Raw genomic sequence first — 20,154 nt, 5'->3', positions numbered from 1 at the left:
ATTTCCCAAACCAGAAATATCTTTCCATTTGGAAATAATAGAATTAAGCAAACGTTTATCTTCATAAAAACAGAAAGTTACATTTGTGACTATTAATTAGACAGTTAAATCCACAACTCTGTAACAAGTGTGACTTGCATCTCATTTTTTCGCCGTTATTATGCGGCGCCAATCTTTTATCCCTCCTTTTGTCGGATTCATTTTATGAACTCAATCCTTGGTATTGTGGCGATTTTTGTCACGGCTTGGCTACTTTCTACAAATAGAAAGAATATTAATTACCACGGTATCAATCGCGTTTGCTCTGCAGGTGTCTTTCGCGTTACTTGTACTTTACGTGCCAGCTGGTAAAGATGCATTAAACAGCGTGACGGGCGCAGTATCGAACCTAATTAACTACGGCCAAGAAGGCATTGCGTTTCTTTTTGGTGGTCTCGCGACAAATGGCTTCACCTTTGCAATTAACGTACTGGGTATCATTGTTTTCTTCTCTGCACTGATTTCAGGTTTGTACCATATCGGTTTGATGCCAAAAGTGATCAACCTAATTGGTGGTGCACTGCAAAAGCTACTGCGTATTGGTCGTGCTGAATCTTTATCGGCAACGGCAAACATCTTTGTGGGTATGATTGAAGCGCCGCTTGTGGTTCGTCCTTACCTAAAACACATGACAGATTCACAGTTCTTTACGGTGATGACATGTGGCCTTGCATCGGTAGCTGGTGGTACTTTGGTTGGCTATGCATCACTGGGTGTAGAGCTTAACTACCTAATTGCAGCGGCATTTATGTCAGCACCAGCTGGTTTGCTAATGGCAAAAATCATGATGCCAGAAAGCGAAGAAGTAAAACCAGAAGTGCTACTTGAAGACGAAGACATGCCAAAAGCGACCAACGTGGTTGAAGCCTTGGCTGATGGCGCAATGTCAGGTCTACGTATTGCGGTAGCCGTAGGTGCAACACTGCTAGCGTTTGTCAGTGTTATTGCACTGTTAAACGGTTTACTAGGTTGGTTTGGTGGCTTGTTCGGTTTTAATCTTAGCTTTGAACTTATCCTAGGCTATGTATTTGCACCTGTAGCTTGGCTATTGGGCGTGCCATGGAGCGAAGCGACGGTTGCGGGTTCTTTGATTGGTAACAAGATCGTAGTAAACGAGTTTGTGGCGTTTATTCAGCTTATCGAAGTGAAACCACTACTAAGTGAGCACTCACAAGCGATTGTAACTTTCGCTCTATGTGGCTTTGCTAACATCTCAAGTATGGCGATGCTTATTGGTGGTCTAGGCAGCTTAGTGCCAGAGAAACGCACGTTTATTTCTAAGTTTGGCTTCCGTGCTATTGCAGCAGGTGTAATGGCGAACTTAATGAGCGCATCACTAGCGGGCGTGATCCTCAGCCTTTAAGAGCGCCAAGCTTCGCTTTAAGAAGCGAGATATTGGACGTTTAGCTAGCGCTTCACTTCAAGAGTTGAAGTTCATGCACTCAAAGCTAACCGTAAACCAAATCTTCGAATTAAAACAAAAAGGGCTGACGATTATCGTCAGCCCTTTCTTTATCTCGTCGCTAGAGATCGTCTAGCGTTAACGGATTTGCTTATTTATCCGTATGGAATTGCTCACAAGCCAGCATGGTGTTTTCAATGAGACTCGCGACGGTCATTGGACCTACACCACCAGGAACAGGGGTGATAAAGCTCGCGTTCTCTTTTGCCTTGGCATATTCAACGTCGCCAACAAGCTTGCCTGTGTCTAAACGGTTAATACCGACATCAACGACTACAGCGCCTTTCTTAATCCATTCTCCAGGAATAAAGTTAGGTTTACCTACTGCCACAACGACTACATCAGCCTGACGAACGTGATTTTCGAGATCTTTCGTAAAGCGGTGACATGTTGTTGTTGTGCAACCTGCTAGCAATAGCTCAAGTGTCATCGGGCGACCTACGATATTAGAAGCACCCACAATGACAGCGTGCTTACCGCGTAGTTCAATGTTGTAACGGTCGAGTAGGGTGATAATACCCTTAGGTGTGCATGAGCGTAGTTTTGGAATACGTTGCGCAAGGCGGCCGACGTTATATGGGTGGAAACCGTCAACGTCTTTTTCAGGATGAATTCGTTCTAACACCAATGTCGTGTCGATTCCTGCAGGTAAAGGCAGTTGAACCAGAATACCATCGATCTCATCATCACCGTTTAACTCATCAATTAAGCTAAGTAGTTCGGTTTCGCTGGTGCTAACTGGTAGGTCGAAGGATTTAGATACGAATCCGACTTCTTCACATGCTCTGCGCTTGCTGCCAACATACACTTGTGATGCAGGATCCTCTCCTACAAGTACTACTGCTAAGCCCGGTGCACGTAAGCCTGCTTCCTTGCGCGCTTTTACTCGTGCTGCAACTTCAGATCGCACTGTTTGCGATATCAAGGTCCCATCTATGTTTTGAGCTGTCATGACTTTCCTTCACAATTGAATGGCGAGAAATACGCGTTGCATTGTCGCAAAAAATTTGACGAACATCTATAAGCAAACGTTTGCCTTGGCGTATTCTAATACTACTAACATTAATATGCACTTTTTTTAGCCATTCAGATCAGAATGTTACTAAAATCCCTTGTGTTAAGCGTTCTAACTCGTATAATCCTGTCCCTGTAGCGCGCCCTTAGCTCAGCTGGATAGAGCACGTCCCTTCTAAGGATGTGGTCGCAGGTTCGAATCCTGCAGGGCGTGCCATTCCTCACCTCGACACAGTCTTCCCAGAAAATACCGTTAGGACTGTGCCATGAAAACGTGAAAGCCTTCACAACAAGTAATTTCCATCAAGCTCCACCCTCATTAAATACACTTATACCTATTTGTATTGATTTCTATGTGCAAGTTAAAGCTCAGAATCATAAGAGCTATTTAGGTACTTCTCGTTATCGTCTAGAGCGTCTGAGTCAATTCATTTTTCATATCAAGTCAGAGACTTATCAACTAGCCCTCAAGCCAGAGAGCGTATCAATAGCTTCATCTCGACTCGCCTTAATCAGGTTCAGTCTGGAACTGTATATAATGACGTAGCAACGCTACAAGCGATGTTGAATTGGCTGAGAAGAGATATAGGCTTTAAATCCCCGATATATTTAAACAGATTCTAATACCACAAGAGTTTGTGATTCGAAGTAGATGCATCAGGCGGTAAGTACCGCCTGAGTTATATAGACGGAGGTCTAGTAAGCAAAGCGTTCTTTATGACATTATCACATCTTTCTAAGAATGTTGTCCCGTTGAGGCTCTGAGGTCTTTGCCAATGGGTAACGTGTAGTGCTCAAAGTTTAAATATAAAGTCTCCCGTCCCTCAAGTTGGAATATTTCAATTAAATGTTGGTATGTGCGAGAATTTAAACGTACGTTGATTTTAATGTTGTTTCAATGTGTTCAGTAACGTTGCTAACTTCAATACGTTGAGCTTTGTCTTTTGAACTGGTAGATAATGGCATTTGGGTTCATGAAAGTTAACTCAAAAGTTTAGCCCTTACTATGTTTTCTGGAATATCTAGGTCTTTTTCGAGTACATAATCAAAACCAGTATATTGATATTTACTGTGTGCGATAAATGCGTAGCCATTTGGCAGTATTTCATTGAGTGTTTTGTGTAAGGGTAGCTTGGTGGAAAGCGCGATATATTTTTTTCTCGTGAGAGAGGTACGTTAGGTTTTATGGAATGACCGAATAAAGGGGATTGTAGCGAGAAGTATTCCAGTCTCATGACAAGATCTAATTCACCGACAAATGGAATAATCTCATAGTAGTTTTCTTGATTACTTGGCACCAGCAACATTTGTACTGAACGTTCGGTATTATGTTCATCTACGTTCAGTGTTGTGGTTAATCCATTGCTACGAAGATGAAAGATAATATCATTATGAATAGTAGAGTTCCTATGGATATCTATACAATAGATAATGCTCAGGTTAGTCAATATTTCGTTGAGTTGATAATTTATCTCAGCATTTACGTCAGTAAACCAAACTCGGCTTTTATTGTATTGAACTAGATAAGCCCATTCGGTGTAACCGAGGCTTTTCGCTACGACGTTAAGAATGGTAGTACGTGATACTTTGTCGATACCGTGATGGTTAAGAATGTTTTTAAGCGTTCTAGCCCAATCTTTAATTTGATTAAGGTCGTGAGGGTTAGATAACAGTACTTTGGACATGTTTATTTCCTAATGCTAATTCTCCAGCCTCGGCGCCATAGTTTAGAAATATCAATGTCTGGGGTGATTTTGATTGGTGTAGTGTTATTGCTGATTGTTGACTGGAGGGCACGCTGTTAGCAATTTTGGTGACTACATGCATAGCATGCTAGAAATTGCTCTGTTGATCAAGGTAAATAATATGAATTATGGTCGAGTACATACTTGTGGAGTTGTTGGGGGTGTTTTTGGTTAGATATGTTAAAAATTAATGCATTAAGTTCGTATTTTGGGTGCGGTGTCACTTCTTGTGTTACATTACATTCCCCTTAATAAGGAAACTGAACCCACGTCCTTCTATTATTTTATGCGGCCTTATTCCTAGCTACATAGATTAAAATGTTCTAATGAGGTGCAATAACAAATCGCCAAATGAGTTCGCTTCAATTTATATGCATCATGCCTCCTAAAATCATTGTGCAGGTAGTTTGATAAAGATCGAAACCTCTTCATTTGTGAACTTAGAGCCACTCTTCATCTCTCTGCTAAGAACATCCATCAACGGCTCTTTCTTAAATAAGTCAGTTTGTGAAAACGTTTTGGTTTGTTCGTGTTTAAATATTGTTCAATTAAAATGAACGTATGAAATTAATGAACAAGGTTCGGCTCTAGTAAAATCAAAGGTAGAACGCTTTGATTTTTAGTCCTCCTAGTTAGCCCACATGATAATATTGGGCATAAGGGCTGCTTGCATTCTCTGACTTAGCAAAATCTTTAGAAGGAAGATGGTGTGTGACAACAAGAGCTACATGTGAAGGGAAGTTTCGAATGAATGCGTCTACCTTGTTTGTCCATTTTCTTTTGCCCCAATACTGCAATTTTTAACTACGTGAGCGTTAATAGTCGTTAATGCATTTGAATATGAGTTAACTCTTTTCACCTTGAGGCAGAAAGTTTTTATTTTGCAAGGTAGCTTGTGGGAGGCTTGGATGATGAATGTACCAAGTGGCGCTATCTTCTCAGCCTGTTGGAATGTTACACAAGAACGCCCAATTTGGTTGCGCTGAAACGCGAACCTTTAATCGCTGATTTCCCGAGTAACAAAATATCGTACTTCAGGTCAAAGTCGCGTGGAACTTCGGAACGGTCGATCACAATACTTAGGCATTGACTACAAGTAACTCGCCAACGACTCAAAACGAGGTTCTTATGAGAGGCCACGATAGTTAGTAAAAACTCTGCTCTAAAATCCTGTAGGGTAACGTTGTCGATGCGAAATTCATAAAGCTCGCCTTTATCTAGTTGTTCTATCTCAGCGACTAAATCTTTCATAAGTAATCTATCCTCTAAATTCCATAAACGTCTTAATGCACTTAGTCCAGTAGGTCATCATGTTATAGTTAACCCGAGGAAGTATTTTGCCATTTTTCTTGCTGTCAGAACAGGTTAGAAAGGATTGCAAACATTAACATCACTATCCACTGATTAACTTACGCGTGAAGGTTCTATGGAGCAGAGCATCTACGGTGATTGGTCATACAAATTAGTACAAAATAAATACCGAGATTAATTAAATTGAGATTGTATTCATATTATTTTTAACACTGAAGTATAATTTATTTGATGTTGAGGTTATATTTCAGAATTAATGTAATTTTAATTGTAACAGTTTAATGATTGCAGGAGGTATTTTTGAAAGTTTTATATTTTGATCCAAGAACCATTTTATACTCGCGTGCATATATTAATAGTAACGAAGGTGTGAAGTCTGCTTTCTCTAAGCATAAATTTATAAGCATTAAGCAGACGTTGTTAAATATAACAGCAGACTATAAAAGCGCTAGAATGCTAGTAGAACTAGCAAAATCAGTTGATGCTCTGTTGTATCCGACAGATCCTCAATCATACCCACGTGAGTTACTTATCGAATGCGGTATTTTCAATGATGATCAACTTGCTCCTTTCATAGACTTGAGATTTAGACTTAGATTAGATGATACTGATTGGTTGAGAACAACTAGAACGCACGCAGCGTTATTGAATGCGAGTTGGTACGTTTGTGGTGACTTCGAAGGGGATATGCGAACGACTATAGGTATGTGTGCAGAAAGAGTATTTTATATTGACTATGAATATGGAATTGACGAGCATACTATTAATAATATTAAGAAATCAATGATGGATTAATTGGAAATGTAGATTATAGAAATTTATGCAATCTACGGAGAGTGAATCTACTTTTATTTATCTTAAATGGTTTTGTTATTTTAACTGTGCTGGTTTATGCCTTTCTGATGCTTAAATATTTATTGCGCAGATCCTATCGGATAATTTTCTATGTGGTAATGTATTCTAAATGCGCTCTGAAACAGCGTGTTCTTAAATTGATGAGTGCATTGACGTTTCTGTCAGAAACGTCGTTGTTTAGATGTTGGATGTTTCAATCATAAACGTTGTTGTGCTGGATGTTGGACGTTTCAGTCATAAACGTTGCAGTGCTGGATATTGGACGTTTCTGCCAGAAACGTCGTTGTTTAGATGTTGAAGTTTCAGTCATAAACGTTGTGGTGCTGGATGTTGGACGTTTTAGTCATAAACGTTGCAGTGCTGGATATTGGACGTTTCTGCCAGAAACGTTGTTGTGCTGGATGTTGGACGTTTCAGTCATAAACGTTGTGGTGCTGGATGTTGGACGTTTTAGTCATAAACGTTGCAGTGCTGGATATTGGACGTTTCTGCCAGAAACGTCGCTGCTCTGTATGCTAAGCGTATCCTCCAGTACTTTTTAGCTAGGACCGCATGTTAAAGGGGCATTATTTCTAATGCGACAGGGTAGAGCATCTAACAAGGTATTCGGGGATGCGTATTAGTTTCAAACTATAGAAAAGCGCAAAGGCCTCGGCAAAGCTAATTGCTCTTTATAAGATCCAGAGCTATGGTCGATTTGTACAATGGTGCCGAATGATTTTGACAGATGTTGTTGAATTGATCGGGGGTATCGAACACAAAAGTGGCTCGAATGTGATCTACGTTATACGAGGCAGTGAGAACAGACCGTAGCCAGCCAGCAAGAGAAATATCGAAAAGCGCATGGCAACTCGTAAACCAAATCCAGGTTTGCTCATTACTGCGAATTATATCCAAAACCTCCGATTTATATCTGTAGTCATCTCCCTGTGAGGCGAGGTCGATGTACGCCACACTAGCTCCCAGTTCATGGTTAATACGGTTATATGAATCTTGATACTCTTTACTGCATTCCCTAGTAAAGGTATGAAATCTCATCATGCCTAGTTGCCAATAGCCATGAATGCAGCGTTCTGGTGTACCTACCGGCCAACTATCAAAGGAGCAACGTTTATTTATATGCATGTAAAACCTTATTTTTATAATCAGGTAAGACTTATTGTTCCATAATATACGGCATAGTTATGAGCGTCGATAAATACTCTGTGGAGAACAGTTATAACAGCAATTTAGTCAACTAATGAAGCGAGATCTCTAGACGTAAGATCCGATGGTTCAACAATTGAAAATGAAACATCATCAAGTTTGAATCTTAATGATGTGAGCTATTTTGACATGTAGCGCCTCGGTTACTTTGAGTGCTACCAACAGATTGGGAAAAAACAGTCTAAATTCAATGACACAGTGTGTACAAGTAAGATCTCATAGGTTTACGTTCATAGGATTTGAGTGACCGAATATCTATGTCTACGAGATGTGTATTGGATTGCTTTCAAATACATCCTTAGCATGTACTCTCGTTAGAAGACGAAATAAAAAAGACCGCATTTCAGGCGGTCTTCATAAGCGTCGAAGGCACTATTTCATCGTAATGAGTTGTTTTGCCACATAGTAACTGTCTTCAAATGAATCCAGTGGCAAAAACTCGAATTGGCTATGGAAATTGTGTGCTCCAGTAAAGAAATTAGGAGTAAATAGGCCTTTTACTGAAAGTGCAGAACCGTCAGTGCCGCCACGCATTGCAATTGTTTTTGCTGGAATGCCCAATGTTTTTAGTGCTTGATAGAGACGAGATAGTGCGCTGGTATCTTCACCCATTGCTTGAGCAATATTGCTGTAGACATCGGTTAACGTAAGCTCTATTCCTGCTCGTGGGTGTTTGTTTTTAAGCAATTCAACTACAGATGCTAAATAGGCTTTGCGAGCGTTATAACTGTCTTGGTCAAAATCTCGAATGGCGACTGAGACTTTTGCCACGTTTTGATTGCCTGATAAGTCAGTGACCCAGAAATAGCCCTCTCGACCTTCTGTCTGCTCCGGTAAACCATGATCACGAACAAGGCTGATAAAATCTGCCGCAATGAGGTTTGGATTGACCAATACGTTTTTAGCGCTCATCGGATGCGCGGTAATACCTTTAATCTCTAATACTGCAGAACCAGCATTAAAGGTTTCATAAATTACTTCACCACGTTCACAACAATCGATGGTGTAGCAATAGTCTACGGGGAAGTGCTCTAGCGATAATTCTTTTGAACCGCGCAGACCAATCTCTTCATCTGGAACAAATGCCAAATAAATATCACCATGTTCCGTATTATTTTGCATAACATCGGCAGCTAGGGTCATCATAATTGCAATCGCAGATTTATTGTCGGCACCGAGAACACTGGTGCCATCACTAAATAAAATGTCTTGGTTGCGATAATTGGCTAATTCTGGATGGCTTGTTTCATCGATAAAGATATTTAGTGCTTGGTTTAAACACAGTGGTTCCCCTAAATAATGGAGGATCTGCGGATTGATATTTGGGCTAAGTCCGACATCGACGGTATCTAAATGTGCGACAAAACCAATAGTTTTTGCGTTTGGTACTGTGCCTGGAATACGAGCAATAGCAATGCTGTTATCAAGCAACTGGGTTTCACTAATCCCCATTTGGTTAAGCTCTTGGCATAACAGAGTCGCAAGTGTTCTTTGTCCTTCGCTTGATGGAATAGTAGTGACTGAAGCGTCAGATTGACTGCTGATCGCTGCATAGCGGACAAAGTTATTTATTAAGCTTTCTTTGATTGATTTCATCTTTATTCTCGTAGTTACCGCTTCTTTCTTGGATGTGAAAGAAGCGGGAAATCTATGGTGTGTTAGCAAACTTGTTTACAGCGAATAGGTGTAACCACTGTTAAAGCCCAGAGGAATATCTAAGCCCCAGAAAAGGTACAACATTGCCATCAATGCGACGAGTAGGCCAATTGTGTATGGCAGCATCATGGAAACTAGTGTGCCAATACCTGATTGACTGCTGTATCGCTGCATGTAAGAGATAATCAGTGGGTAGAATGCAAACATTGGAGTGCTGACGTTAACTGCACTGTCAGAGATACGAAATGCTGCTTGCGTTAGTTCTGGCGAAATACCAACCGCCATTAGCATCGGGACTAAAACAGGTGCAAGGATTGCCCATTTTGATGACGCTGATGTGATGATGATATTTAGACAAGCGGTGAGAAGAATGACGCCAAAAATGGTGATTTCACCTGGCATATTTAAAGCTTTTAGTCCTTCAGCACCAGAGAGGGCAATCAAGCTGCCTATGTTCGAATTACCAAAACAGTAAAGGAACTGCGCGCAGAAAAAGGCAAAAACGATAAATGAAATGAGTGAGCCAGTGATGCTCTCCATGGATTTCGTCACATCTTTCGATGTTGAGAACTTGCCACTAACAAAGCCGTAAACTAAGCCTGGAGCGGTAAAAAATAGCAGCAATAGCGGTACGATAGTTTTCATCGCAGGGGCGGCAGGGCTGGTTAATGAGCCGTCTGGAGCGCGGAATATTGAGCTTTCAGGTACCATCATTGCGATAAGCAATACGATAAAGCCGAGTAAGGTCCAGTTTGCTAGTGAGAAAGCGCGTTTTTCCTTATCGCTTAGTTCTGTGTTGTTGTCTTCAACTTGTGGTACGTCAACTGGAAGCGTACGACTTAGACGTGGTTCAACAATTTTATCGGTTATATACCAACAAGTTGCGATAACTGCGAATGTTGAACCAAATGAGTAGAAGAAGTTACAAAGTACATTTACCACGTAATCAGGATCGAGTATGCGAGCCGCACCCTCGGTAAAGCCTGCTAGGATTGGATCGATAATGGACGGTGTGTAAGAAGCAGTAAATCCGCCAGCAAGACCAGCAAATCCAGCAGCAATACCCGCGAGTGGGTGCTTACCTGATTTATAGAAAATGTAAGCAGACACCGGCATGAGTACAACGTAAGCAGAATCAGAGGCTACGTGAGCTAAAATGCCGATAAAGATTACCGAAGGTGTTACGGCACTCATTGGTACAACGGCTAATAGTTTACGTAAAGCTGTTGTAATGTAGCCAGAGCCTTCCGCAATACCGATGCCTAATGTAGCCACAATAACAATCCCAAGTGGAGGGAAGTTAACAAAGTTGCCTACCATTGAAGTAAGCAGATTCATCATCTGCTCGGTGGTAAATAAATTGACAACTTGAATCGGCTCTTGGGTTAAAGGATGTACATAATCAAACTGGATTTGAGATAAACCCATTGAGAGCAAAATACAAATTAGGGTTGCGAAGAGAAATAACATCGTAATATCCGGGATTTTATTTCCCAAACGTTCGATGCTATCAAGCCAATTTCGTTTAGTTGGCTGTTGAGTACTTACTTGTGTCGCCATATAGAATCCATTTCGGCTAATTAATAACATTTTGATTAATACTCAACCTAAGCTTGTACAGGCAAGCGTTATAAAATAAAATTCTATTTAATTGATATTGGTAACGAATTTACCCAAAAGTAAGTTTTATAAATGTATGGAAAGTGTATTGATTGCTGTGGGTTTGTGTTAATGATTTAACAAGGGCAGTTGGTAATAGTTTGATGTTATCAATGCCAAATTAAGTGAATTGAGTGAATATCGAATCGATAATGACGTTGTAAATAGATGCCTGTAATCATGATTGTTAATCAAGAAAAATAGGCATTAATAATGAAATTTATCCGTAAATATAGAGACGGAATAAATTATTTTAAGGTGCGAGTTTGTTATGTAATCTATGGCAGCCAGGCAGTGGATAATGCAGTCATTATTGATAGCATTTTACTCAAAAAGGCGGATAATCAGCTGGTACAACATCCACAGAAGAAACGACTCATGACTAACTTTCAATACTACTTTCATCAATTGCCATGTTTTAACTGCAAAAAAACGACCGTGAACACTGACTTAGGTTGGCTAACGGCGGAGATGAAAGATGAGGTTCTAGCACAACTGGCAGCGATTATTGAACGAGGTGAAGTTGAGGCTGATCTATCCGTTAACGTAACGTGTTCTAAAAAAGAAGCTCGTGATTACCTATTGCTGAACTACTACGGTTACTCTGAAGAAGAACTCGCAAGTCAAGTTGAAGCTGAAGATGAGCAAGAAGTCGCGGATGAAATCGCTGAATTACTAGCAGAAGGTAACGATAAGGCTGTGTTTGAGCATGAGATTGCCCTGCAAAGCTGCAATGATTGTGGTATCGAGCAAGAGTAAGTGAACGCACCCAACTCTATTTTGTACGCTTAAAGTACAATGGGTGGGTTAAGTAAATAAGCAGAAAGAAGTATTCTCTTTCTGCTTATTTGAATAGCAGAAATTATTTAATGGTGTATTGATTAAGTTTTTTCGCTACTTTTAAAAGCTCAATGCGCGCATGCTCAAGATCTTCGATATGATGATGTACAGTGTCTGAGTTCAATGTCATGTATGGAATGGTTAACGTTGCCAATACATCACCCTGCACACCTAAAATAGCCACACTAATGTTGGTTACCCCTGAAATCTGTGGACTTGCTCCTGAGTAGTAGCCTTTTTCTAAGGTTTCATCGATCAACTTTAAAGTATTCTGCACTTCATCTTCGGTTGCATTCGAGCGAGAAATGATATTTTTACGTTGTTCTTCGCTACTGTAGCTCAATAGTGCGACACCAGACCCTGACCCAAAAATATCAAGTGACGCTCCCAGCCTTAGACAGAAACCCATTTTATATGGACTCTCAGAACGAGCGATGACCAATAATTCTCCGTTCTGATAGCGACTCAAATGACAAGACTGATTGAGTTTAACGCTTAATTCTTCCATTAATGGTTGAGCACGTTTAAGTAGTTGAGCAATCGGTGGATGTTGATTGGAAAGGGCAAACATTTTTAGCGTTAAAGAGTAGCTTGAGGTTTCAGAGTCAAACTCAATATATTGCTTGTCGACAAGTACAGAGAGCATGCGGAAAATTTCGTTGATGCTGCGATCAAGTTTTTCAGAAATTTGCTTTTTGGTTTGAGGTTCTTCCTCTGCAGCTAACAACTCGAGAATTTCTAAGCCTTTCTCGAGAGCCGGTGCGCGATACTCAATTTTCTTTTCGTTGTTCATTCTTAATCAGTGTGTCGCTTTAATATTTAGGTGGTGGTTGTGCAATGCGTTTTTTCTATCTGATACAACATGCAAGTGACAAGACCAAGCTCCGGATTTAGGAGCTTGGTCAACTTATCGTTATTTTATCAATCCCATCATTTCTGGGATCGTCATTGATATTGCTGGGATAAAGGTAACCAGCATAAGCACAACAAAAATAACCAAGAAGAATGGTAGTAGCGTTTTAATCACGTCATCGATACTAATACCACTCACTTTACAGCCGGTAAAAAGAATTGGCCCTACCGGAGGTGTTATCGTACCCAATGATAAGTTAAACACCAAAATAATACCAAACTGAACCGGATCCATGCCTAAGTTCATACAAATTGGTAGGAAAATTGGCGTAAAGATAAGTACTGCTGGTGTTGGGTCCATAAAGGTACCGATAAACAGCAATACAACGTTGATGATGAGTAGAATGATAATGGGGTTATCAGTTAAAGAGATGAGAGAGTCTGCAATCAATGCTGGAATTTGAGTAAAGGCCATTACCCACGACATGATGGACGACGTTGCCAGCATAAATATCACAATTGCCGACATTTTCGCGGTACTTAGCAGAATTTCTGGTATCTTTTTGATATCCAGAGCACGATAAGCCAAACTCAACACTAAGGCATAAACAACGGCAATCGCAGAAGCTTCTGTTGCGGTAAACACACCGCCAATAATGCCGCCAATAACAATGACAATCAGTGAAAGGCTCGGAATAGCATCGATAGAGACTTTAAAGCAATCGGCCAGCGTCATTGAGTGTTTCATCGTGTAACCACGGCGCTTTGCCATGATGCCAGCAACGAACATTACGCCTAGACCCCACAAGATTCCCGGTAAATATCCACCCATAAATAGTGCAGTAACAGAGACGCTTCCTGCAACGGTCGCATAAACAATCAATGTATTACTTGGTGGAATTAGCATACCAGTTGGCGCCGAGGCGATGTTTACGGCAGTGCTAAATGCTGGGTCGTAGCCTTCCTTCTTTTGAATTGGGGCCATGATACCACCGACAGCTGCCGCAGAGGCGACACCAGAACCACTGATTGAACCAAACAACATGTTTGACACAACCGTCGTTTGAGCCAGAGAACCAGGTAGAAAACCACTAAAAATTTTAGAAAAATTTATCAAGCGTATCGCTATGCCACCATTGTTCATGATGTTACCCGCTAAGATAAAAAACGGGATGGCGAGTAGCGCAAAAGAATCAAGACCGACGAAAAGACGTTGTGCAGATGTCACCATAGCACCTTGAGCAGGCAGAATAGAAAGCATTGCCGCAAAAGAGGAGATGCCGACACTGATACTGATTGGTGCGCCAATGACTAAGAAAAAGAGGGTGCCGCTAAACAATATTAACGCGGCAAAAGTTGCTGCATCCATTTTAATGAATCCTTATTTTAATTGCTTTAGACGACGTAGCAGGGCGAATTCCTGATACAAAAAGTAGAAAATAATAAGGCCGCCACTGATTGGGATTGCCGCATAAATAACGCCCATTGGAATTTGCAGTGCAGAATCCATCTGCCACATTTGGCGCATTGCGCTGCTGTGCCCGCCAATAATCATCACGAGTAAGGCAAAAACAGCCGTTGAGAATTCAATGAACATTTCTAGGAAAATTTGTACTTTTTCCGAGAATTTTTGCTTAATAAAACTGATCGACATATGTTCGCGCAGGCCAAATACATAAGCACTGCCAATTAAAATAAGCCAGATAAACGCATAGCGTGAAAGTACTTCGCTGACTGCGCTTGGGCTCCCGAAAAAGTAACGGACCACGACCTGATAAGTAACAAGTAAGGTCATTGCTGCAACGATAAACATTAAAACAGCAGCGATGACTTTATCGACCCATTGTTTTACGGCGTCGATTTTGTCGAAAACGCTATTTGAAGTATTAGACATAGTAAAGATCTCAAAAAGGCCGAGGCGTCATTGAAAGATGTCAAACCTCGGCATTTTTTCAGGTTAAGACAGGCTTACAATTTTGTTGAATAGTTCTTTTTGAGCTGGCGTGGTGATTAACTCTTCTTGTAGTTTTTGACAGCTTTCTTGGAACGGTTTGATATCGACTTCATTGAATTTCGCCCCTTTTTCTTCTGCTGATTTTTTCGCACTTTCTATGTGTTGATTCCAGATTTTAAATTCAACAGGTGTGCTTTCTTTTGCCAGTCTTCTTAGGGTTGCTTGATCTTCTTCAGACATAGTTGAGGTAAAGTAGCTGCTCACAACAAGCAGGTCAGGAACCATTAAGTGGCGAGTTGCCGAGAAGTAAGGTGCGACTTCGTATTGTTTCAAATCGGCATAAGTAATTTCATTGTTTTCTGCTCCATCTAACACTCCTTGTTGTACTGCAGAGTACACTTCGCCTTGGCTCATTGGTACGCCTGTACCACCCATACAATCGAGCATTTTGATCATAGTATCTGATTGCATTACACGGATTTTTTGGCCTTTCATATCAGCAAAGCCATTTACCGGAGCTTGTTTGGTGTACATGCTGCGAGCACCTGCGGTATATGCGGTGAGGACTTCGAAACCGAACTTTTGTGTTGAAGAGAATAGATCGTCAAGTGCACCGGATGTGAAGACCTTTTCTTGATGCTCTGAACCGGTGTAGATGTATGGCATACCAATCACTCGGAATGTAGCATCGTAGTTTTCGACTAATGGGTTTGCCACCATTGCCATTTGAATCGCACCGTTTTGCACCAATTCTAGTGCTGCTCGTTGATCGCCAAGTAAAGAGTTTGGATACACAGTCAGTTTGTATCGACCATCTGTTTCTTGATTGAGTTTCTTACCAAATTCTTCCAATGCTAAATACTGAGGGTGGCTATCTGATTGGTTAAATGCTGCCTTAATTTCAATGGCTGCATTTGCAATCGTAGAAAAGCTAAGAGAAGCGGTAACAGCAGTTGCGATGGTTGCAAGTTTTAGGTTTTTAGGGCTAATCATTGTTGTTATCTCCAGTGTAGGAACAGAGGTTTAATTAACGAATTGAATTCATATCGATAAAATCCATGTCATCGAATGTTTGGTTTTCACCAAGCATTCCCCAAATAAAGCTGTAATTTTGAGTGCCACAACCAGAATGGATTGACCAACTAGGTGATAGCACTAGTTGTTTGTCACGCACGACGATATGGCGAGTTTCACTTGGTTCACCCATGAAATGGAACACGACTTGTGATGGTTTGATATTGAAGTAGAGGTACACTTCCATACGGCGCTCATGCGTATGTGCTGGCATGGTATTCCATACGCTACCTGGTTGTAGATGCGTGATTCCCATACATAACTGACACGTTGGTAATACATCCGGATGTAGGTACTGGTTAATTACCCGAGCATTGGCATTATCTAAGCTACCAAGCTCAACTTGTTTAGCTTGCTCTTGCGTAATTAGACGTGATGGAAACGTATGATGAGCGGGAGCACTCAAGCAGTAGAGGATGGCTGGTTCATTAGTATCAAGAGAAGTGAACTCAATCTCCTGTTCGCCCATACCTAAATAAAGCGCATCAAGATTTTCTAAGTGGTAGGTTTGATCTTTGCTACGTACTTCAGCTTTCCCACCCAGATTCACAATGCCTAATTCTCGACGTTGTAGGAAGTAGTCAGTACCAAATGCTTTTTGGTCGACGTAATCATCAAGTTTTAATGGGGCAGTTGTCGGTGACACACCAATCGCAACGACGCGGTCAATATGACTGTAAATCATATTGATGTTGTCTGCGGTAAATAATTCTTCGGTCAGAAATTCTTCACGTAAACGCTGACTATCATAAGCCTTCGCATCGACAGGATTGCTGTTGTAATTGATAAACATGTTGGTACTCCTAAGTAATACCGAAAGCTTATCTGTTTTTATATTTGATCAATATTACTCATATATAAATAAAAATGAGGCGTGATAGAACTCGCTATTTTTTTGAAACAGCGTTTAGTTTTTGTGATCATGACGAATAAATCAGCGCTGGGGCTGATTGTGGTTATGTCGGTGTTTAGCTGGTAAAAATGTGTAAGGGCTTAAGTGAGATAACGAATGATGGCTATGGAGGTAATGGTTTTGTTATCGAATTAATGATGAATTAGAGGGGTAAAACCCTGAATTTTCAGTAACTTAGGGCTTTATATTTGAAGTTCAGCTTAGCGGTAAATCAGATTTGCCCAGTGGGTTAGGCCTGCGGTTACTGAGCCAAAGTAGTTGCCACTGACAATTTCCGTGTTTGGTAACACTGATGAGACGGCTGCAGTTAATGCTCTTGAGCGTGATGAACCACCAGTCATGTAGATGACGTCCGGCTGAATGCCACTTTGTGCTACTGCCTCTTGAACGAGGCTACGAATTTTGTTCATCGGGTTTTCAATTGCGGCATCAACCGCTTCTCGATGAGTGGGTACATTAAATACTTCACTGACTAAATCGATGGTAGTGTTATAGCTTTGATGTTCAGACATGGCGATCTTAGCGAGCTCTGCCTGATGGATAACACCATGGCCTAGTGTCTCTTGATGAAGCTTGACTAGGCGCGCCAATTTCTCAGGCTGCATCGCGTCTTTGTGAAATTGACGTAGCATTGAAAGGTTGTCATGGGCGTAAAAGTCTCGTTGCGCTTGAACATCGTTGATGGCAATCGCATTCCAAAACTGAATCAAAGGCAGATCTAGCCCGCTTTTGAGTTTTGAACCTAGGCCAAATTCGGTCATCAGACATTTAAATGCAATGAAGATATCGAGATCGTTACCGCCAACCATTTGACCAGTATGAGCGAGTAATGAGTCTTTTCGCTCCAGCTTGCCACGCCAAGTCGGGCCCATTTCAATCATTGAGCAGTCAGTTGTACCACCGCCAATATCAACCACTAAGACTTTCTTATCTAAGGTCAGGGTCGCCTCAAAGTCTAAGCCTGCCGCTACCGGTTCATATTGGTATTCAATGTCTTTAAAGCCAGCTCGTTTTGCGGCGCGAGTCAGAATATTGACCGCTTGAATATTTGAAGCTTCGCCGCCTCGGCCAAGGAAGTTCACAGGTCTGCCGATCACCGTTTGACTGAATTCTTTGTTGGTTGCAGATTCAGCTCTGCGTTTGATGTTGCTCATCATGGCGCAAACTAAGTCTTCAAAGAATGAAAGCTGCATGTCTCTTAACCCCATCGCCCCTAAGAAGGATTTCGGCGATTTTACAAAGTAGACATCTTTGGGTCTTCTAAATAGAGCGCTAATGCTTGATCACCAAATTTGACATCATTGGCACGCACATCAAGGCCTTCCTCGCGGTTGATCTTAATCGCACGGCGCAGCACTGCCTGATTGGTTTCATCGCTCGGTTCGATGTTGAGACAACGAAATAAATATTCAGAAACGGATTCTGCATTGGGCGCACAGAGCGTTGAAGGTAGGTAGACACTGTCACCTACCAGTGGAATAGGGGAGATTTGACCATCAACCAAATGGGCCACACAACAGTTTGCGGTACCAAAATCGAATCCTAAAGACATACTAACCTCAACGCTTGAGAACAAAATGGGGTCGCACACTAAACCCTACACAGGTAGATGGGTCAAGCAGAAATAGGAAAATACAGAAAATTGATATACCCAAGTAACGGTAGGGTACCTGGCAAATCGGGATGACTCTGAAAGATTCATCTTCATCTTGCTTCAAAATAAGAATGTTAAATAACTGTTGTTTTTTGCTAAGGTCGCCACCATTGTATGAAAGTAATCAATCGAAAGCGATGACACTGAGATAATTCAAAGATAAGGAGTAGTCATGACTAGCGAATATGTTCCACCGAAAGTATGGACCATGGATGCCGAATCAGGGGGCACTTGGGCCAGCATAAACCGTCCTACGGCAGGGGCAAGACATGAGCAAACTCTGCCGGTTGGTGAGCATCCGTTGCAACTATACTCAATGGGCACGCCGAATGGGCAAAAAGTGACGATTATGCTTGAAGAATTGCTGGCTTTGGGTATTCAAGACGCCCAATATGACGCGCATATGATTCGTATTGGAGACGGTGACCAATTTTCGTCAGGCTTTGTTGCGGTTAACCCTAATTCGAAAATTCCAGCCTTAGTAGATACGTCTGTGACGCCTGCGATTAACGTGTTTGAATCTGGCCATATACTGCATTATTTGGCGGAAAAATTTGGCGTATTACTGCCGAAAGATCTCGCAGCTAAAACTGTGGCGATGAATTGGTTGTTTTGGTTGCAAGGTAGTGCACCTTATCTTGGTGGTGGCTTTGGTCATTTCTATGCTTATGCGCCAGAGAAGTTTGAATACCCGATTAACCGTTTTACGATGGAAACCAAACGTCAGTTAGATCTGCTCAATAATCATTTGGCTGATAACCACTATTTTGCTGGAGAAGAATATTCGATTGCGGATATCGCTATTTGGCCGTGGTATGGCAATTTGGTGTTAGGTAAATTGTACGATGCAGCAGAGTTTCTTGATGTACAGAGCTACCCACATTTAGTACGCTGGGCGCAAGAGATCGCTGAGCGAAACCCTGTACAACGTGGACGTATTGTCAATAAGGCTTGGGGCGAAGAGTGGGAACAAGTGGCAGAGCGCCATAGCGCGGATGATATTGATCAAGCACTTGCCAAACAGCCGAAATAATTTCTATGCCTCAGTAAACTTGCTCGTCGTAAGCAAGTGACTGAATTCTGTATCTTGAACTTATTTGAACACCTAAAGCCCTCATCTTTGAGGGCTTTATTATTTTGAAGACATTAGTAAAGTGGCACGATGAAGTCAGCATCGGCGAGAGCAAATTTGGCCGCAGCATTTTCATTAGCTTGAATACCGATACGAGAGGCTTTTGGAATAACGACAAATACGATTTCGGGCTTATCTGTCAATCGTTCACTACGTTCACCGTTTATATCCAGTTTGTAACCATCAATGTAGACCGTCAGCACGGTATCTTTTCGATCGCGTTTGCGTACAAAAAAAGAACCAAGCTCATGCGCAGCTCCCCAAGCATATTCCAAAGGAAAATCTTTGGCTGCAGGGAGATAAATGTCGTAGCTGCGGGCTGGCATATTGGGGCGAATGCTGTTAACGGAAATGAGCATAGGCTTTTCTACAAACTGACCATAGACAAAAGGTTGCCCCTCTTTATTTGTGTCATCTCTGACGAGACCATTGCATTGCCCTGATTCCCCTTTTCTTGCTTGGAAACGATAGGTCGCACAGGCAAATTCTTTGACTAATTGTTCGATACCATTGATCAATTGAGGTGAGGCGAAAGCATTGAGTTCGAAGCGTCCCATTTTATCAACTTGCTTAAACAAATCACTGGCTGCATCGCTAAATTGGCTGTTATAGGAGAGCGGAAGAAAGTTATTCTGTTCAATAGCGTTTTTAATCACGTTATTGGTTTCGCTTAACTTATTCCCTTGATCGTCAATAATGCTGTAGGCAAAGTTGCTGTAGTTGGCGAGCGCAGAAAAGCTGCACATGATTAGCCCACTAATCATTAGTTTACGCATAGTTCGTCCCTG

Annotated in this window: 15 protein-coding genes, 1 tRNA gene and 2 pseudogenes; 6 read left to right on the top strand and 12 right to left on the bottom strand. The window is 41.5% G+C overall.

The window, feature by feature from the left end:
* Positions 1-204 precede the first annotated feature (204 nt).
* Positions 205-1,402: pseudogene (locus Vt282_RS09420) on the top strand (NupC/NupG family nucleoside CNT transporter).
* A 190-nt stretch (positions 1,403-1,592) separates the two neighbouring features.
* On the opposite strand, the gene folD reads toward Vt282_RS09420, so the two are convergent.
* The gene (folD, locus tag Vt282_RS09415) at positions 1,593-2,453 is read right to left on the bottom strand and encodes a bifunctional methylenetetrahydrofolate dehydrogenase/methenyltetrahydrofolate cyclohydrolase FolD (RefSeq protein ID WP_162063236.1); all 861 of its coding nucleotides are present in this window, start codon (positions 2,451-2,453) and stop codon (positions 1,593-1,595) included.
* Between the two features lie 202 nt (positions 2,454-2,655).
* Between folD and Vt282_RS09410 the strand changes: the two genes are divergently transcribed.
* A tRNA-Arg gene (locus Vt282_RS09410) sits at positions 2,656-2,732 on the top strand.
* An 805-nt stretch (positions 2,733-3,537) separates the two neighbouring features.
* On the opposite strand, the gene Vt282_RS09405 is transcribed toward Vt282_RS09410, so the two are convergent.
* Both Vt282_RS09405 and Vt282_RS09400 read right to left on the bottom strand, forming a co-directional pair.
* Complete coding sequence (locus Vt282_RS09405; RefSeq protein ID WP_162063235.1) at positions 3,538-4,200, bottom strand: hypothetical protein; 663 nt, start codon at positions 4,198-4,200, stop codon at positions 3,538-3,540.
* Positions 4,201-5,214: 1,014 nt separating this feature from the next.
* Complete coding sequence (locus Vt282_RS09400; protein ID WP_162063234.1) at positions 5,215-5,511, bottom strand: hypothetical protein; 297 nt, start codon at positions 5,509-5,511, stop codon at positions 5,215-5,217.
* A 360-nt stretch (positions 5,512-5,871) separates the two neighbouring features.
* Between Vt282_RS09400 and Vt282_RS09395 the strand changes: the two genes are divergently transcribed.
* Both Vt282_RS09395 and Vt282_RS09390 read left to right on the top strand, forming a co-directional pair.
* On the top strand, positions 5,872-6,366 hold the full coding sequence (locus Vt282_RS09395) for a hypothetical protein (RefSeq protein WP_162063233.1): 495 nt from the start codon (positions 5,872-5,874) through the stop codon (positions 6,364-6,366).
* 278 nt (positions 6,367-6,644) lie between these two features.
* On the top strand, positions 6,645-6,968 hold the full coding sequence (locus Vt282_RS09390) for a hypothetical protein (RefSeq protein ID WP_162063232.1): 324 nt from the start codon (positions 6,645-6,647) through the stop codon (positions 6,966-6,968).
* A gap of 1,036 nt (positions 6,969-8,004) precedes the next feature.
* Here the strand turns inward: Vt282_RS09390 and pepT are convergent.
* On the bottom strand, positions 8,005-9,228 hold the full coding sequence (pepT, locus tag Vt282_RS09385) for a peptidase T (protein ID WP_162063231.1): 1,224 nt from the start codon (positions 9,226-9,228) through the stop codon (positions 8,005-8,007).
* Positions 9,229-9,303: 75 nt separating this feature from the next.
* A complete protein-coding gene (locus Vt282_RS09380) occupies positions 9,304-10,848 on the bottom strand; it encodes an AbgT family transporter (RefSeq protein ID WP_162063230.1) in 1,545 nt (514 codons plus the stop codon).
* 477 nt (positions 10,849-11,325) lie between these two features.
* Here Vt282_RS09380 and Vt282_RS09375 point away from each other — a divergent pair, with 477 nt between their 5' ends.
* Positions 11,326-11,706 carry a hypothetical protein gene (locus Vt282_RS09375; protein ID WP_162063722.1) on the top strand — a complete coding sequence of 127 codons (381 nt, stop codon included), beginning with the start codon at positions 11,326-11,328 and terminating at the stop codon, positions 11,704-11,706.
* 103 nt (positions 11,707-11,809) lie between these two features.
* Here Vt282_RS09375 and Vt282_RS09370 read toward each other — a convergent pair whose 3' ends face one another.
* The 6 genes and pseudogenes from Vt282_RS09370 to yegD all read right to left on the bottom strand — a co-directional run bounded on the left by Vt282_RS09370 (position 11,810) and on the right by yegD (position 18,132).
* A complete protein-coding gene (locus Vt282_RS09370) occupies positions 11,810-12,580 on the bottom strand; it encodes an IclR family transcriptional regulator (protein ID WP_162063229.1) in 771 nt (256 codons plus the stop codon).
* A gap of 120 nt (positions 12,581-12,700) precedes the next feature.
* On the bottom strand, positions 12,701-14,008 hold the full coding sequence (locus Vt282_RS09365; RefSeq protein ID WP_162063228.1) for a TRAP transporter large permease: 1,308 nt from the start codon (positions 14,006-14,008) through the stop codon (positions 12,701-12,703).
* Between the two features lie 12 nt (positions 14,009-14,020).
* Positions 14,021-14,533: a TRAP transporter small permease gene (locus Vt282_RS09360; RefSeq protein WP_162045938.1), complete on the bottom strand. Its 513-nt coding sequence runs from the start codon at positions 14,531-14,533 to the stop codon at positions 14,021-14,023.
* 63 nt (positions 14,534-14,596) lie between these two features.
* Positions 14,597-15,586, bottom strand: a complete 990-nt coding sequence (locus tag Vt282_RS09355; protein WP_162063227.1) for a TRAP transporter substrate-binding protein — start codon at positions 15,584-15,586, stop codon at positions 14,597-14,599.
* 34 nt (positions 15,587-15,620) lie between these two features.
* Positions 15,621-16,460 carry a 5-dehydro-4-deoxy-D-glucuronate isomerase gene (kduI, locus tag Vt282_RS09350; protein ID WP_162063226.1) on the bottom strand — a complete coding sequence of 280 codons (840 nt, stop codon included), beginning with the start codon at positions 16,458-16,460 and terminating at the stop codon, positions 15,621-15,623.
* Between the two features lie 320 nt (positions 16,461-16,780).
* Positions 16,781-18,132, bottom strand: a pseudogene (gene yegD, locus Vt282_RS09345) (molecular chaperone).
* A 274-nt stretch (positions 18,133-18,406) separates the two neighbouring features.
* Between yegD and yghU the strand changes: the two are divergent.
* Positions 18,407-19,267 carry a glutathione-dependent disulfide-bond oxidoreductase gene (gene yghU, locus Vt282_RS09340; RefSeq protein ID WP_162045941.1) on the top strand — a complete coding sequence of 287 codons (861 nt, stop codon included), beginning with the start codon at positions 18,407-18,409 and terminating at the stop codon, positions 19,265-19,267.
* A gap of 113 nt (positions 19,268-19,380) precedes the next feature.
* Here the strand turns inward: yghU and Vt282_RS09335 are convergent, their stop codons facing one another.
* The gene (locus Vt282_RS09335; RefSeq protein WP_162063225.1) at positions 19,381-20,142 is read right to left on the bottom strand and encodes a hypothetical protein; all 762 of its coding nucleotides are present in this window, start codon (positions 20,140-20,142) and stop codon (positions 19,381-19,383) included.
* Between the last annotated feature and the right edge of the window lie 12 nt (positions 20,143-20,154).

The organism is Vibrio taketomensis, from assembly GCF_009938165.1.
In the GTDB taxonomy this organism is placed as follows: Bacteria; Pseudomonadota; Gammaproteobacteria; order Enterobacterales; family Vibrionaceae; genus Vibrio; species Vibrio taketomensis.
The sequence above is the reverse complement of the archived record's forward strand: the minus strand, read 5'-3'. Positions and strand labels throughout refer to the sequence as shown.